Source organism: Ferroacidibacillus organovorans, assembly GCF_001642725.1.
GTDB classification, from domain to species: domain Bacteria; phylum Bacillota; class Bacilli; order Alicyclobacillales; family SLC66; genus Ferroacidibacillus; species Ferroacidibacillus organovorans.
Map to the genome: position 1 here is coordinate 15,132 of NZ_LSUQ01000007.1, position 15,195 is coordinate 30,326.

Annotated in this window: 17 protein-coding genes; 15 read left to right on the top strand and 2 right to left on the bottom strand. The window is 49.0% G+C overall.

Annotation, left to right across the window (positions count from 1 at the left end; genetic code table 11):
- Positions 1-11 precede the first annotated feature (11 nt).
- The 14 genes from AYW79_RS03780 to AYW79_RS03835 all read left to right on the top strand — a co-directional run bounded on the left by AYW79_RS03780 (position 12) and on the right by AYW79_RS03835 (position 10,543).
- Positions 12-641, top strand: coding sequence for a site-2 protease family protein (locus AYW79_RS03780; protein WP_067561830.1), 630 nt, complete (start codon positions 12-14; stop codon positions 639-641).
- The gene (locus AYW79_RS03785; RefSeq protein ID WP_197467706.1) at positions 623-1,384 is read left to right on the top strand and encodes a segregation and condensation protein A; all 762 of its coding nucleotides are present in this window, start codon (positions 623-625) and stop codon (positions 1,382-1,384) included. The genes AYW79_RS03780 and AYW79_RS03785 overlap by 19 nt, the downstream gene beginning before the upstream one ends.
- Entirely contained in the window at positions 1,351-2,007 is a 657-nt protein-coding gene (gene scpB, locus AYW79_RS03790; protein WP_082864648.1) for an SMC-Scp complex subunit ScpB, read from the top strand. Before AYW79_RS03785 ends, scpB begins: the two co-directional genes overlap by 34 nt.
- Positions 2,008-2,099: 92 nt before the next feature.
- On the top strand, positions 2,100-2,768 hold the full coding sequence (locus tag AYW79_RS15110) for a DUF2953 domain-containing protein (RefSeq protein ID WP_079290305.1): 669 nt from the start codon (positions 2,100-2,102) through the stop codon (positions 2,766-2,768).
- Positions 2,704-3,123, top strand: a complete 420-nt coding sequence (ytfJ, locus tag AYW79_RS03795; protein WP_079290304.1) for a GerW family sporulation protein — start codon at positions 2,704-2,706, stop codon at positions 3,121-3,123. The genes AYW79_RS15110 and ytfJ overlap by 65 nt, the downstream gene beginning before the upstream one ends.
- A 46-nt stretch (positions 3,124-3,169) precedes the next feature.
- Positions 3,170-4,366, top strand: a complete 1,197-nt coding sequence (locus AYW79_RS03800; protein WP_156481840.1) for a D-alanyl-D-alanine carboxypeptidase family protein — start codon at positions 3,170-3,172, stop codon at positions 4,364-4,366.
- A gap of 50 nt (positions 4,367-4,416) precedes the next feature.
- Entirely contained in the window at positions 4,417-5,028 is a 612-nt protein-coding gene (locus AYW79_RS03805) for a nucleoside recognition domain-containing protein (RefSeq protein ID WP_067561838.1), read from the top strand.
- On the top strand, positions 5,025-5,555 hold the full coding sequence (locus AYW79_RS03810; RefSeq protein WP_067561841.1) for a spore maturation protein: 531 nt from the start codon (positions 5,025-5,027) through the stop codon (positions 5,553-5,555). Before AYW79_RS03805 ends, AYW79_RS03810 begins: the two co-directional genes overlap by 4 nt.
- A gap of 21 nt (positions 5,556-5,576) precedes the next feature.
- On the top strand, positions 5,577-6,374 hold the full coding sequence (locus AYW79_RS03815) for a pseudouridine synthase (RefSeq protein ID WP_079290302.1): 798 nt from the start codon (positions 5,577-5,579) through the stop codon (positions 6,372-6,374).
- Positions 6,375-6,600: 226 nt separating this feature from the next.
- Positions 6,601-7,248 (top strand): response regulator transcription factor, encoded by a 648-nt coding sequence (locus AYW79_RS03820; RefSeq protein ID WP_067562032.1) that lies wholly within the window; start codon positions 6,601-6,603, stop codon positions 7,246-7,248.
- Positions 7,248-9,023, top strand: a complete 1,776-nt coding sequence (locus AYW79_RS03825; RefSeq protein ID WP_067561843.1) for a sensor histidine kinase — start codon at positions 7,248-7,250, stop codon at positions 9,021-9,023. Before AYW79_RS03820 ends, AYW79_RS03825 begins: the two co-directional genes overlap by 1 nt.
- A gap of 63 nt (positions 9,024-9,086) precedes the next feature.
- A complete protein-coding gene (locus AYW79_RS15775) occupies positions 9,087-9,251 on the top strand; it encodes a hypothetical protein (protein ID WP_179123069.1) in 165 nt (54 codons plus the stop codon).
- A 13-nt stretch (positions 9,252-9,264) separates the two neighbouring features.
- Positions 9,265-9,681 carry a CoA-binding protein gene (locus tag AYW79_RS03830; RefSeq protein ID WP_067561846.1) on the top strand — a complete coding sequence of 139 codons (417 nt, stop codon included), beginning with the start codon at positions 9,265-9,267 and terminating at the stop codon, positions 9,679-9,681.
- A 49-nt stretch (positions 9,682-9,730) separates the two neighbouring features.
- Positions 9,731-10,543, top strand: a complete 813-nt coding sequence (locus AYW79_RS03835) for a histidinol-phosphatase (RefSeq protein WP_067561849.1) — start codon at positions 9,731-9,733, stop codon at positions 10,541-10,543.
- A gap of 55 nt (positions 10,544-10,598) precedes the next feature.
- Here the strand turns inward: AYW79_RS03835 and AYW79_RS03840 are convergent, their stop codons facing one another.
- Positions 10,599-11,015, bottom strand: coding sequence for a helix-turn-helix domain-containing protein (locus AYW79_RS03840; RefSeq protein WP_067953110.1), 417 nt, complete (start codon positions 11,013-11,015; stop codon positions 10,599-10,601).
- Positions 11,016-11,255: 240 nt separating this feature from the next.
- Between AYW79_RS03840 and AYW79_RS03845 the strand changes: the two genes are divergently transcribed.
- Positions 11,256-13,250 carry an acetoacetate--CoA ligase gene (locus AYW79_RS03845; RefSeq protein WP_197460964.1) on the top strand — a complete coding sequence of 665 codons (1,995 nt, stop codon included), beginning with the start codon at positions 11,256-11,258 and terminating at the stop codon, positions 13,248-13,250.
- Positions 13,251-13,348: 98 nt separating this feature from the next.
- Here the strand turns inward: AYW79_RS03845 and serA are convergent, their stop codons facing one another.
- Complete coding sequence (gene serA, locus AYW79_RS03850) at positions 13,349-14,944, bottom strand: phosphoglycerate dehydrogenase (protein ID WP_067561856.1); 1,596 nt, start codon at positions 14,942-14,944, stop codon at positions 13,349-13,351.
- Between the last annotated feature and the right edge of the window lie 251 nt (positions 14,945-15,195).

Here is a 15,195-nt window from a genome sequence, read left to right on the forward strand (position 1 = left end):
GAGGGAATCGCTTGTTGTTCTTGAGTCACAACATGATCTTTATTCTAATTGCGTTTGTCGTGGGACTCTCTTTTCACGAGTTTGGACATGCGCTGGCTGCGTTTCTCGTTGGGGATGATACGGCCAAACGGCAAGGGCGGTTGACGCTTAACCCACTGGTTCACCTCGATCTCATCGGGTTTATCGTCGTCATTTTTGCCGGATTTGGATGGGCGCGCCCTGTCGTTTTTGATCCGCGGAGGATTCGCGGAAATGTCCGAGTCGGCATCATTTTTATCGCGCTCGCAGGTCCACTCATGAACCTTTTTCTTGCCGTGATTAGCGGAATTGTTTTGGTCAGTTTCAATATGCTGACGAGTTCTGCCTATATGACAGGATTAGGTCAGTTTGTGTTCTATCTCTTTCTCTATATGATGCAGTTGAATGTCGCGCTTGCCATCTTCAATCTGATTCCGATTCCGCCGCTTGACGGATGGCAAATTCTCCATCACCTCATGCCGCGAAAAATGTATTTAAAGACGGCGTCCTTTGAACGATTCGGGATGATTATCCTGCTCATTTTTCTGATCAGTCCGCTCGGATCATCCGTGATTGGCACGACCACGCAGTATGTTTTGAATGCGTGGTTCAGGAATTTCTGATGGAACAGCACCCCATTCATGTGACGCTCGATTCGTTTGAAGGGCCTCTTGATCTGCTCTGGCATCTGATTGAAAAGCACGAGATTGACATTTACCAAATTCCGATTGCGCTTATCACAGATCAGTATATACGCGTGTTAAAAGATCGACTCGACGCACAGCTAGAAGTGGCGAGTGAATTCTTGGTGATGGCTGCATCTCTCGTCGCTCTCAAAGCGCGTGCGCTTTTGCCACGCCAAGAGGTGCTGATCGAAGAAGATGACGAGATCGATTTGATCGCGTCAGAGCGCGCACTCACGGAGCGACTTCTTGAATACAGGGCGTTTAAGGAAGTCGCGCGCGTGCTCAAAGAAATGGAAGGTGAGCGAGCACAGTCCGTTGGGCGGATGCCGATGAATCTGGATGCGTATCGAACGGAGCGCAGTGATCCGCCGCTCCTTGGCGTATCTGCCGAGCAGTTGATGACAGCATTTGAAAAGGCGATGGCGCGCATGCCAAAGGAGCGAGATGTCCGCGTCGTTCGTGAACGGGAAACCATTCCGGAGCGTATGAAGCGAATTTTACGCATGTTGCGGGATGCGCCTGCGACCTTTTCGTCGCTTTTGCTGATCGATCATCCCCGGGAAATCGTGACGTCTTTTCTAGCGTTGCTCGAATTGATTCGAAATCAGCAGGTTATCTGTCGACAGGAGGGACTCTTTTCCGAGATATGGATCGAACGGATTACGCTTTTGACGAAATAAATGATGAAGAATCGTTTGCACAGGGACTATTCATCGGTACCCAAGAGCAGTGGGATGAACTCGCAAAAGAAGAGGAAGTACGCTTGTTAAACCTTTTGGAAGGTTTGCTATTTGCCGCTGGAACGGAAGGACTGACCGCAAAAGCGATAGCCAAAGGACTTCTTGTTTCTGAGTCGCTTGTGCCTGAATTGTGTCATCGTCTCACTGTTTTACAAGAGCAATCCATGCGCATGCTGACCTGTATAAAGACGGCAGATACGTGGCAACTTGTCACACACAAAGCGGTTTCTCCTTATCTGACCCGCCTTGCCGAGACACCGTCGCATCCGGGTCTGTCGCAGGCTGCACTAGAAACGCTCGCCATCATTGCTTATCGTCAGCCGCTTACGCGCACCATGATTGAAGCGCTTCGCGGTGTCAAGAGTGAGCGCGCAATCGGAACGCTACTCGCGCGCGGGCTGATCGAAGAAATGGGAAGAGCGGAGGGACCTGGACGACCCTATTTGTATGGGACAACCCGCCTTTTCCTTGATCATTTTGGGATTTCTTCACCTGATCAACTTCCTCCTTTAGAGATTGCGGACGGGTTACTTGACGAAACAGCAATAGCGAAAGAAGAATAGGGACCAAGCGTTCTGGACAAACTTACCTGAACATCGCGGATGTTTTTGGACGGGATGAGATTAGATTCCGTTCAGTGGTAGGTGACCCCATTTTGCTTTGGTTCTTTTTTACGTTGCTACTCATTCTTTTACTTCTCCTTTTACCTGTTCGTATTGAGGTGAGCGCGGCGCTCCAAATGCGTCACACGCATGTGCGTGTCAGCGTCGTCCTTGCGGGCATCCGTCTGAAACTGCCACCCTTCAAGCGCCGCAAATCAAAGCGCAGGGTTCCGGCATCCACCTCGCCCGCGGATAAGTTTCCTTTTAAAGAGCACAAACCGATTGGCTATGAAGAGATTCTCGATAAACTTCATGATGTTACAGAAATGATTGATATTCTGGAAGATACTTTGCCTCGTCTAAAAAAGGCGATACGGCCGCTTTGCGTTACATACTTTACGTGGGAATCGGCTGTCGGTCTACCAAACGCTGCAGAGACGGCCACCGCAGTCGGCGGGTTTTGGATTTTAAAGAGTGGAATTTTAGGAATTCTTTCAAGAATGATTTGCTTCACAAACGAAATCACCCTGGAAATCACGCCTCTGTATGAACAGTTAACGCTTGAGAGTGAGATCACTTGTATAGTCGGTGTGACACTCGGTCAAGCTATCGTGGTAGTTGTTCGTTTAGTCTCTCTGGTGAAAGAAGGGATCTCACGTGTCCGAACATCCGATTCAATCCCTCATGCAAACGGCAATGGAAAACTTAAAAACCATGGTTGATGTGAATACAATCATCGGGGATCCAGTAGAAACTCCTGACGGCAGTGTGATTCTTCCTGTCAGTCGCGTCGGATTTGGCTTTGCCGCTGGAGGCAGCCAAATACGCACGCGAAGGGAATCGGCTGTCGTGAGTGACGCCCAGCAGCCGTTTGGGGGCGGTGCAGGTGGTGGCGTCTCGATTCAGCCGATGGGTTTTTTGATCGTTGGCAATGGTCAGGTCAAACTACTTTCTGCGGAACCTGGCAATCAGTTGTATGATCGGTTGATCGATCTTGCGCCGCAAATGCTGGATCGGCTTGAAGCGTACGCGGTTTCGCGTCGCGAGAGTCGCGCTGTAAAGGAGACTGAAGGATGATGCAAAGCGCTCGGGATAAGTTGATTTCCGTTAGAGGTGTGTCTACTTGGACAAGTCAACTCATAGAGTAATGTGTAAACGGGTTGCGCTGCTTGTCATCCTTGTTTGCACGTCAGCGTCTGTCTTTACAAACGCACCATTTGATCAGCACGCGGATGCAAAACGGATGAAAAGGCATGTTCAACGCATGCAGCAAGTTCAACCGGGGACGGAAAACAGCGCTGAGACGGCCGCCTTGATCGATGTAGATTCCGGACGAATTCTTTACGAGAAATTAGGCGATCGCAGAATGAGAATCGCCAGTTTAACAAAAATCATTACGGCCTGGATTGCGGTGCGTTCACCAAAATTCAATCAAACGGTAACCGTTTCGCGAAACGCAGTGCGTCAAGAAGGTTCATCCGTCTATCTCGCCGAAGGAGAAAAGCAGACGATCCGCAATCTCACGTACGCTTTGATGTTGCGAAGCGGAAATGACTCTGCTGTTGCAATCGCAGAAGGCGTTGCCGGATCGGTTGCTCGGTTTGCGTCGATGATGAATGCGGACGCACGAAAGGTAGGGGCGCAACACAGTCATTTTGTCAATCCCAACGGGTTAGATCACCCTGAACACTACTCAACCGCAAATGACATGGCTTTATTGACGGCTGCCGCACTTCACAATCCTATGTTTCGCGAGATTGTGAGAACGAAATATTATTCGATGCCATGGCCCAACCAACCATGGGATCGAAAAATGAAGAACAAAAATAAACTTCTATTCATGTCTGAAGCGGATGGTGTCAAGACGGGGTACACGAAAAAGGCTGGTCGCTGTCTAGCCTCCTCCATGACAAAAGATGGTCATCAAGTTGCACTCATTGTTTTGCGCGACGGAAATGACTGGGTTGATTCAATGCGTCTCTTGCGATACGGACTCACAGCATTCGAGCGCAAACCACTTGTGGAACGTTTTGCACAAACGGTGAAGATTCCTGTCCGATACGGCGTAACCGCAACCGTTGGGGCACGCGCGGTTGGTCATGCCATCTATCCATTAAAACAGGATGAACAGCGTGACGTGCGCGTCGTTGTGCATGCTGTACGCTCGCTCAGTGCACCTATCCTAAAAAATCAGGTTGCGGGAACGGTCGATTATGTGTTTCACGGCAAACGAATTGGGTCTGCCGTGCTTAAGACTGACAATGATGTGAAAGGTTCTGGATTCATCGGGTGGCTTCGCGGCCTGTTTCATCGCTCATAATTCCAAACCGCTTCACGTTTTCGGGTGTCCTTGGGAGGGGAGAATCCGTCGTGATGAATGTTATCTGGGGTTTTTTAATGCTATCTGGCATCGCCGTTGCAGCAGCGACAGGGCGCATGGACACACTTACGCAAGGACTTTTTAACGGAGCCAAAGATGCGGTCGTCGTCTCGTTTGGTTTGATTAGCATCATTAGTTTCTGGCTAGGCATGATGCAGATTGCAGAGCGGTCTGGGTTGATCCGAGCCGTCGCGCGGGTCGTTCGACCTTTTGCGAAGTGGCTTTATCCATCGGTTCCGGTCGACCATCCTGCAATGGGTTCTCTGATCGCCAATATGAGCGCAAACATTCTCGGACTCGGCAATGCGGCGACGCCACTCGGGCTCAAGGCGATGGACGAATTGCAATCGCTGAATCAAGAGAAGGATACGGCATCGGATGCGATGTGTACACTGCTTGCGCTAAACACGGCCAGTCTAACTTTGATTCCAGCGACGATGATTGGGTTGCGGCTTGAGTTTCACAGTAAAAACCCGTCAGGAATTGTGGTTGATACGATGCTTGCCACACTGATTGCTACGTCTGCCGCCATATTTCTTGATCGTTTTTACCGTAGACGGGCGCGGCGAAAAAGGCAAAGAACCATGGATATCGCAGCATGAATGTACTCACCTTTCTCTCAAACCTGATGCTGCCAAGTACGCTCGCATTGATTCTCGTTATTGGAATCATGCGACGTGTGCCGCTTTTTGACACGTTCATTGAAGGCGCTAAAGAGGGATTTGGGACATCCATCAATTTAATCCCCCAACTGATTGCTATGATGGTGGCTGTGAGCATTTTCCGTTCATCAGGCGCGCTTACGCTGCTCATCCACGCTGTGCAGCCGCTGCTCGTACGCCTTCATTTCCCGAGTGAGCTTCTACCGCTGGCGCTTCTTCGTCCAATCTCAGGTGCCGGGTCTCTTGCGGTTGTCACAGACCTTTTTAAGACGCATGGTCCGGACTCTTTGATTGGGCGCATGGCATCCGTCATGCAAGGAAGTTCTGACACAACGCTTTATGTTTTGACCGTCTATTTTGGAAGTGTGGGGATACGCAATGCGAGATACGCCGTAAAAGTCGGATTGTTGTCTGATTTGGTCAGCGCCTTTGCCTCCGTTCTTGCGGTATACTTACTTCAGAAGTGAGTTGGGAGGCATGCATAACGAATGAACCATTCTTCGACACGTCACGGCGCTCAAAATCCTCGCGCTGTAAAGCAGGATGCGCAAAGAGAAACGCAGCGTCTACAAAAAGTGCTGGCTCACGCGGGCGTTGCTTCGCGCAGAGCGGCTGAAGATCTTATTCGCCAAGGTCGCGTTCGCGTTGACGGTGTCATCGTCACAGAATTGGGCGTGCAGGTGCGTCCGAATCAAGCGATTGAAGTAGATGGCGCATCCATTCACCGCGATACGTTGCCTGTCTATGTATTACTCTATAAACCGCGCGGTGTCGTCACGACATCGTCTGATCCGCAGGGACGCAAGACGGTGCTTGATTTAATCACAGGGATTCCGAATCGCATCTATCCCGTGGGACGCCTTGACTATGATACAAAAGGCGCGCTTTTGTTGACCGACGACGGGGCGCTCACGCACCGTTTAATGCATCCTTCCTACGAGATTGAGAAGGTTTATCGCGCAACGGTAGCGGGTGAACTAGCAGAGCGCGATCTTCTTCAACTGACCGAAGGTGTAGACCTTGACGGCAAGGTGACTGCGCCTGCTGTTGTGCGCCTTATCGGAACGGATGGAAAGACAAGCGTCGTTGAACTTGCTCTTCATGAAGGTCGCAACCGACAAGTGCGTCGCATGTTTGAAGCGGTTGGGCATCCCGTGCTCGATCTGACAAGAACTCATTACGGAAATCTTTCACTAAATGCGTTGCGCCCAGGTACATGGCGTAAACTGACGGATGCCGAGGTCAAACAGTTGTACCGACTTTGCCATCTTGCCACTTCTCAGTGATTTCGCAATCACGTCTTGAAAATAGCGTTTAACCTGATTTGATTTGCAGCCATATGTTTCCTAGAGTAAGCTATACATAGGCACGATAAAACGCGTATATCGCAGCGTTTGTGTTGAGGCACTCTAATGTTTATAGGCTGAACTTCTGGGAGGATAGGCCGTGGACACAGGACAAGAGCGAATTCTTGTAGTGGACGATGAAGAACGGATCCGTCGATTGGTGAGGATGTACCTTGAACGAAATTTCTTTTTTGTGGATGAAGCTGAAGATGGGACGGAAGCGCTTGCCAAAGCTCTGGAAACGGATTATTCATTGATTATTCTTGATCTCATGTTACCCGGAATGGATGGACGCGATGTTTGTTCGGAAATCCGTCAATATAAAGATACGCCGATCATCATGTTGACTGCTGCGGGTGATGAAAGCAATCGTGTGCACGGTTTTGAGCTAGGAGCGGATGACTATGTCGTAAAACCGTTTAGTCCGCGCGAGTTGATGATGCGCGTCAAGGCGCTTCTAAGGAGGACGGGTGGGCAACTTGTCGAATCGACAGCGGCAGCAGGACACCTACTCACGTTTCCAGGACTTGTTATTAACATTGATGCGCGCAAGGTGTTGGTTGAAAATCAGGAGATTCAATTGACGCCAAAGGAATTTGAATTACTCCTTTACCTTGCACAGCGGCCAGAAAAAGTGTTTAGCCGCGAAGAATTGCTTAAAGATGTGTGGAATTACCAATTTTTTGGCGATCAGCGAACTGTTGACACGCATGTCAAACGACTTCGCGAAAAACTTGGGAGGGCATCTGAGCGAGTGCCTCAGCATATTCACACGGTGTGGGGTGTAGGATACAAATTTGAGGTGTCAGAGTAGTGATTCGTCAAAGTGTGGTTTTAAAGTTATGGTTAACCATCATTGTTCTTGTTTTGATGGTTTTAGCCATACTTTCTTTGTATCTGGAGCAATTTTTAAACTCCTATGTCATGACGATGCAGCGCCGCGATCTGACAAGTCAAGCCATGGTAATCAGTGAGTTGTTAAAGCGCGAACCCAATCAAACACTCGCCTATGAAATTGGGTCGCGCATCATGACTGCGCTGCACGGACAGTATGATCTAGTTCCGCCGCCGCAAAAAAGCGCGCGCTCGCGCGCTTTTTTGACCGCCTTGACGCCAACGGAACGAAATGATTTTCTGACTGGGCACCCTTATGTAGACTCTGGTGTACCTGCGTTGCTGCCTCACGCATCTCCCAATACGGTGGTTTATGCCGTTATGCCGATTCATAATCAACAACATGGGCTGGAAGCATTCCTTGTCATTACTGAAATGATGGATCCAAAGGATGATCCCGCAAAGGTCATTTCAGATCTCATCATGTTTGCAGTTATTTTGGGCACCGTTCTTACGACAGGGTTGGCGTTTGTCGTATCGAAGAATTTATCGCGCCCTCTCATTGAAATGATTGACGCTGCAGAAGAAATGGCGCGTGGGAAATTTGATACGCGCGTTCGTGTTGTGACACAGGACGAAGTGGGAAGACTAGGCTATACGTTCAATCATGTGGCTGGAGAATTAGAGCGAACCGTTCGCGCGCTGACAGAAGAAAAGGAAGAGATCGGTGGAATTCTTGGCGCGATGACGGACGCCGTGGTGGCGGCGGATGTAGACGGACGATTGACATTGTTGAATCCTTCAGCGGAACAATGGCTTAGGAATCTTCGCTCACTCTCCGCGGAAGAACGCCCATTCGCTCTGCCTGAAGAATTAATTCAAATGCAACGTGATACACTTGAATCGCGATCACGCATGACGCGGGAATTTTTCTGGCACGGTAGACACTTTATTGGCAGTATGACACCGCTTTATCAGTCAGATCGAAAGAGCGTCTTGCGAGGAACTGTGACTGTCTTGCGCGATGTAACGGAAGAGCGAAGGCTCGATCGCTTGCGCAAAGATTTTATCGCAAACGTTTCACATGAACTGAGAACGCCGCTTGCACTTTTTCAAGGATATGCGGAAGCACTTCTGGATGACTTTGGAGATGACCCTGATCAGCGGACTGAGATCACTCAAATCATCTACGATGAGTCGCTTCGCATGCGACGTTTAGTGAATGAACTACTTGACTTGGCGCAATTGGAATCGGGGAACTTTTCCATGCGCTTTGAACGCATGGATATGCTCGTCGTTTTGCGCAGGGTGGCTCGCAAATATTTTAACATCTACGCTGAACGCGGATTGTCGCTTAAACTTGAAACCGAGTTGAACTCGATCATCGTTTGTGCAGATGTAGATCGCATTGAGCAAGTCTTGACCAATCTCGTTGATAACGCGCTGCGCCATACGAGAGAAGGGGGGGTTTCTCTACAAGTTACGCGGAATGAATCACACCTCATTTTACGTGTGCGAGATACTGGAGAAGGAATACCACAAGAAGATGTCCCTTTTGTGTTTGAGCGTTTTTATAAAGCAGATAAGGCGCGCACGCGCTCACGCGGCGGAACAGGGTTGGGTCTGGCGATCACTCAGAATCTCATTCGCGCTCACGGCGGGGAAATCGGAGTGGAGAGTCAAGTGGGCATAGGGACAACGTTTTCTGTCGTAATACCAATCAGTTTTTCGCTGTGTCAAAAAGAAACGGATTAGAAATAGCATAGAGTGGTTCGTGAATCATGAATAAAAGACTTTTAGTGAAAAGGAGGCGGTGAAGTGTCTTGGGTCTACACAGGGAAACTCTACACCTCTGAGTTTCAGGCGGGTTGCCTCGCGACACGAATACGTGAAGAAGGATTTCACTACGCAAAACGAATGCCGCGCTACGTGTATGTGTACAAAACCAAGCGCGGTAAATATGGTGTGAAATTTCAGTGGTAAGGGAGGCGCTAGAATGGATGATGTGAAATGGAAATCACATTTTTCGACGATTCGAACCATTGCAGTGGTTGGTCTATCCGACAATCCAGATCGCGACAGCTATCGGGTGGCGTCATACCTACTTCAGCAGGGGTACGAGATATTCCCTGTTAATCCTACCGTTTCTTCCGTTCTGTCTCGTAAAGCATACGCGTCATTGAGCGATATCCCTAAAAAAATTGATCTCGTGGATGTTTTTCGTCGGGCAGACGCAGTTCCCGCGATCGTACATGAAGCGATTGCGATAGGAGTTACACGGATATGGCTCCAACTGGGTGTCGTGCATCAAGTAGCAGAAGCGTATGCGCGTGCGCATGGCGTCGAAATCATTTCTGATCATTGCATTAAAATTGAACATCATCGTATGATGCATTCATCACCTTTTGCTTAAACCGCTGAAAGTAGACTAGAGAACTCAAAAAGAGTGGAGAGTATGCATCATGTTAACGGATTATCATACCCATACAGAACGCGGGCCTTATACAGTTTCCTGGCTGGAAAAGTTTCTTGATGTAGCCAAAACACGTGGTATTCAAGAGTATGGTGTATCTGAACACGGTTATCGTTTTCATCAAACGGCGCATTTGTTTGACAATCCCTGGACGCGTGAGCGGCGAACGGAAGATTTGGACGAGTACATGGAGATGGTGATGGCGGCGCGAAGAGCCGGGCATCAGGTAAAGTTTGGATTAGAACTGGATTATATTCCTGGCACTGAAGATGCACTCGCTGCATTTATTCAATCATATCCATTTGACTATGTGATTGGTTCTGTGCATTGGCTCGACGATTTTGGTTTTGATCTGCTTGAAATGAAACAACGTTGGGAAAACTGCGATCTGAAAGAAACCTATAATACGTATTTCAATATCTTGACGCGTATGGTCAAAACCGAGTTGTTTGATTTTGTAGGACACGCAGACGTCATTAAGGTGTTCGGTTACGAACCTGACGACATCGCATTTTTGGATGACTGGTATAAACGTTTGGCTGAAACATTTTCAAAACATCATGCAGTGGTGGAGATTTCAACGGCAGGATTGCGCAAACCAGTCGGTAAACTATATCCCGCTCCGGGTTTGCTCCACGCATGTTTTCAGGCGAATGTACCTATTTTAATCAATTCAGACGCCCACAGACCGGAGGATGTAGGCGCCGACTATGATCGGGCCATCGCATTTGCAAGACAGACGGGTTATCAAGAGCTGGTGACGTTTTCAAAGAGACAGAGAACCATGGCCACATTAGGGTAATGTTTTTTAACAAGAGGGCAGACCTTTCGCAAAGATTGGTCTGCCTTTCTCTATCTTAAATTTCAATATCTGTAAAATTCTTGAGACGCTTTCTTTGGGCCATAATTTCGATCATCGCACAAATCATATTATAATCGGTTTCGTCGAGTCGGCTGACGCGATGGGCCATGGCAAGATACGGTTGTGCACTCTCACGTGTAATGAACGATTGCAAATAGCCTGGCATATCGACGATACCCTGATAACTCTCGGCGTCAGGTAGTGTTGAAACTTCTGCGTTATCTGCAAAATAACCGACGGGAACACCGAGTGCTTCGGCAATGCGGATCGCATACTCGAGAGAAGGTTGTCTCTCGCCACGTTCAATGGAAGAGATATGCGGTGTTGAGATTCCAGTACGGTAAGCAATTTCTTGTTGCGTGAGTGCTCGCTTATGGCGCAGCAAGCGAATTTTGTACCCCAATTTTTCCAAATCTATCACTCCTAATCCTAGAGGATGTATGTTCATGAGTAAACTATATTCCACATATGTGTAAGTTGCAACATAAAGTTAGTTAAAAATATTATAATATAGAGTATAAGCATGCATAGAATCTTAATGAATCTATATTTACTTTAGAATTTGATCAGATATGAAAATGCCCTTGGCATTCCATTGAAAACGCTTTACAATTTCACTTGAGAAGATGTGGCATCGCGGGGGGCGACACGGGTGGAAAAGGTAATAGAAGGTACGCCAATGTATGAAGCGAGTCAGTATGAGAAAGATCAATCTTTAATCTCTAATTATATGCAATGGTTGCAGCATACGCGCGGACTTCATTTCTCAGATTACGTTTCACTTCATGAATGGTCAGTTCAATCTCTGGAAGCGTTTTGGGATTCTATCGTTGACTATGCAGAAATCCAAATGAAGCGAAAATCGCTGTCGCCTTGTTTGAAGTCAAAAGAGATGCCAGGAGCGCAATTTTATCCAGATGCGACGATCAATTATGTGAATCAGGTTTTTCATCAACGAGATGAATCTTCAATCGCCGTATGGCATCAATCCGAAAATCGACCGCTGAATTCCTTGACCTACGGTGATTTAAAAATGCAGGTGGGCGCATTTGCATCTTATCTGAAGCAATGGGGTGTCAAAGAGGGAGATCGCGTTGCCGCTTACGCGCCAAACATCGCGGAAACGCTCGTGGCCTTCTTGGCGACGGCCAGCCTTGGAGCGATTTGGTCGAGTTGCTCCCCTGACTTTGGAACAGCAAGCGTGATGGATCGGTTTTCACAAATTGAACCGGTTGTTTTGATTGCAGTCGACGGGTATCGTTATCAGGGGAGGGACTATGACCGCCTGCAAATGGTGTCTTCTTTGCAAGAGCAACTGCCATCGTTAAAACTCACCATTCTTATTCCGTATCGATCAGAAACGGTTTCAGTCGATCACTTCCAAAAAAATACTGTTTCTTATCGTGAAGCGATTCGTCGCGCCGCGGCACTAGAACCTCTGCAGGTACCCTTCAATCACCCGCTGTGGATTCTTTACACCTCGGGCACGACCGGATTGCCGAAACCGATTGTCCAGAGTCACGGTGGGATCGTCCTTGAGCACGTCAAATCAATGAAGCTCCACGTCGATCTGCATCCCGGGAATCGTTTTTTTTGGTATTCAACGACAGGCTGGATGATGTGGAACTACTTGATCGGCGGATTGCTGGTTGGCGCTGAAATCATTCTCTATGACGGCAGCCCGGTTCATCCGCACCCCTATACATTATGGGAATTGGCTCAGAATACTTTAGTGACAGTTTTTGGCGCGAGCGCCGCCTATCTCGCAACGTGTAAAAAACAAGGGTTACGCCCAAGCGAGCATTATGATTTATCCTCATTGCGAATGATCGGATCGACGGGCTCACCGCTCACGCCTGATCTGTTCGTTTACGTGTATGACGCTGTCAAAAAAGATGTGATGGTGGTTTCTACGAGTGGCGGAACGGATGTGTGCACAGCGTTTGTCACAGGTTCGGTCCTTTTGCCGATCTGCGCAGGGGAGATCAGTTGTCGCGCGCTTGGCGCCGATATTCACGCCTTCAATGAAATGGGAGAATCGATCATCAATGAGGTCGGGGAGTTGGTCATTACTTCGCCAATGCCATCGATGCCGATTTCATTTTTTAAAGACCCTGAGTTCAAACGCTATAAAGAGAGCTATTTTGATCAATATCCAGGCGTGTGGCGACATGGAGACTGGATAAAGATCACAGAGCGCGGAAGCTGCGTTATCTATGGGCGCTCTGACTCAACGATCAACCGCAACGGAATTCGCATGGGAACAAGTGAACTTTACCAAGTCATCGAAGCGTTCGACGAAGTGGTCGATAGTTTGGTCATTGATCTAGAAATGTTAGGACGACCGTCCTTTTTAGCGCTCTTTCTTGTCTTGCGTCAAGGTAGTGCATTGACGGATCAACTAAAACTTCAGATACGTGAAAAATTAAAACGCGATGTGTCGCCGCGTCACGTACCTGATGAAATGTACGTGATTCATGACGTGCCTCGCACGCTCAGCGGTAAAAAAATGGAGGTGCCTATTCGAAAAATTCTATTGGGTATGAATGGCACGAGCGCAGCAAATCCGGATTCCATGGCGAATCCAAATTCCCTTCAGTACTTTTATGAGTTCGCAAAACGCATTGCAATTGAACACACTCCGTGATGCGCCTGATGAGCATCACGCATTCGCAAAAGAATGACGCGCATAGACACAGCACGTCATTCTAGTGTTAATGTGTAAACCATCCTCTGTTCAATTCATCAGGCAATTGGCAGTTCGATATAGGCGACCCGCTCCATGTCTGCCGCGTCGCGTATCGCCTGTACACTCTCATCAGAGACAGAGCGGTCGACGGCCATCAACATGAGCGCTTCTCCGCCTTCGATCGCACGCCCGACTTGCATCGATGCAATGTTAATCCCGGCGAGTCCGAGAACACTTCCCACGCGACCGATGATTCCAGGACGATCGCGATGCCAGGTCATAAGCATGGCAGAACTCGGCGTGATATCTACGGGATAATGATCGATCTGGATGATCCGCATACCGTGACCTTTGAGCACAGTACCAGCAACGGTTACTTCTTCATTCGCGCCTGTCAGCGTGACACGGATGACATTGGTGTAACCTCCGTGGGGTGGAAGCTTCGTTTCCGTCACTTCAATACCCATCTCTTCTGCGATGAGTGCCACACTGATGAGATGTACTTCCTCTCGGTAATAGCGGCTGAGAATGCCGCGAAGGGTGGAACGCGAGATCGGATCGGTCGCGTGTTGCGTTGGTTCTCCTTCGTATTGAATCGTTACGCGGTGTACCCCGCCACGAAACAACTGTGCCGCAAAACTTCCAAGCACTTCTCCTAAATTCGAAAAGGGCTCAAGGATTGCACGCTGTTCTGGCGCTAAACTGGGTAGGTTGACCGTGTGCGGATAGGAGCGCCCGTGAAGGAGGTCGACAACACCTTGCGCGACATCCACGGCGACATTCACTTGCGCCTCTTCCGTCGATGCACCGAGGTGGGGCGTTGATATCACTTGCGGAAATGCCAAGAGGGGTTGGCCCACCGCTGGTTCTTGTTCGTAGACATCAAGTGCGGCACCCGCCACAATGCCTTGTTCAAGCGCACGCGCGAGCGCTCCCTCGTCGATGATGCCACCTCTCGCGCAATTCAGAATTCGCACACCAGGTTTCATCATGTGAAATTGTTCGTCGCTGATCAAATGGTGAGTCTCTTTGCTCAGTGGAGTGTGCACCGTTAGAAAATCAGCTGTACGTATCGCTTCTTCTAATGTGGCCGCTTTAATGCCCAATTTCTCAGCGCGCGTTGGTGTGAGGTATGGATCATACGCAGTGACGTGCATCCCGAAAGCTTGTGCGCGTTTTGCAACTTCCGCTCCGATTCTGCCGAGTCCAAGTATCGAGAGATGCTTTCCGCGAAGTTCGACACCGACAAAACGATTGCGATCCCAGACGCCATCCTTTAATTTAGCGTGCGCTTGCGGAATGTGGCGAGCAAGGGCGAGCATCATCGCAAATGTAAACTCTGCCGTCGTAATGGTGTTTCCATCCGGCGCGTTAATGACAAGGACGCCCGCTTTGGTAGCAGCGCGCACATCAATGTTATCGACGCCAACACCTGCCCGTCCGATGACCTGGAGGTTGCTTCCTGCCTTGATGATCTCTTCTGTAACCTTTGTCTGGCTGCGCACCAGTAATGCGTCAAAGTCACCGATGATCTCCACCAGTTTTTCTTTGCTGACACCAATTTCTTGAACAATCTCTAGATCGCTTGCGGCATACAATTGCGCCAGCCCCTGTTCGGAGAGTGGGTCAGTTACGAGAATGCGAAACGACATCTGAAAATCCCCTTTCTTTCTGATGATAAAGGCGTAAAAGAATCTCAAAACAAAGCAAAACTCGCCCCTGCGCAATTGCGAGGGGCGAGTTTCAACCCGCGGTGCCACCCTGATTCCCATGAAATTCATGGCTTGTTACGACGTGTGTCGTACCACCGATAACGCGGTGTGCGGAACCAGTTTGGATACACGGGGCATCCTTACCTGGTCACTCCGGAGGGCTACCTCCACGGACGTTCACTGACTTGCAC

Excerpts from the sequence above, each read along its gene's own strand:
- scpB (WP_082864648.1), top strand. The coding sequence starts at position 1,351 with ATGGATCGAACGGATTACGCTTTTGACGAAATAAATGATGAAGAATCG.
- AYW79_RS03810 (WP_067561841.1), top strand. The coding sequence starts at position 5,025 with ATGAATGTACTCACCTTTCTCTCAAACCTGATGCTGCCAAGTACGCTC.
- AYW79_RS03815 (WP_079290302.1), top strand. The coding sequence starts at position 5,577 with ATGAACCATTCTTCGACACGTCACGGCGCTCAAAATCCTCGCGCTGTA.
- AYW79_RS03820 (WP_067562032.1), top strand. The coding sequence starts at position 6,601 with ATGTACCTTGAACGAAATTTCTTTTTTGTGGATGAAGCTGAAGATGGG.
- AYW79_RS03830 (WP_067561846.1), top strand. The coding sequence starts at position 9,265 with ATGGATGATGTGAAATGGAAATCACATTTTTCGACGATTCGAACCATT.
- AYW79_RS03835 (WP_067561849.1), top strand. The coding sequence starts at position 9,731 with ATGTTAACGGATTATCATACCCATACAGAACGCGGGCCTTATACAGTT.
- serA (WP_067561856.1), bottom strand. The coding sequence starts at position 14,944 with ATGTCGTTTCGCATTCTCGTAACTGACCCACTCTCCGAACAGGGGCTG.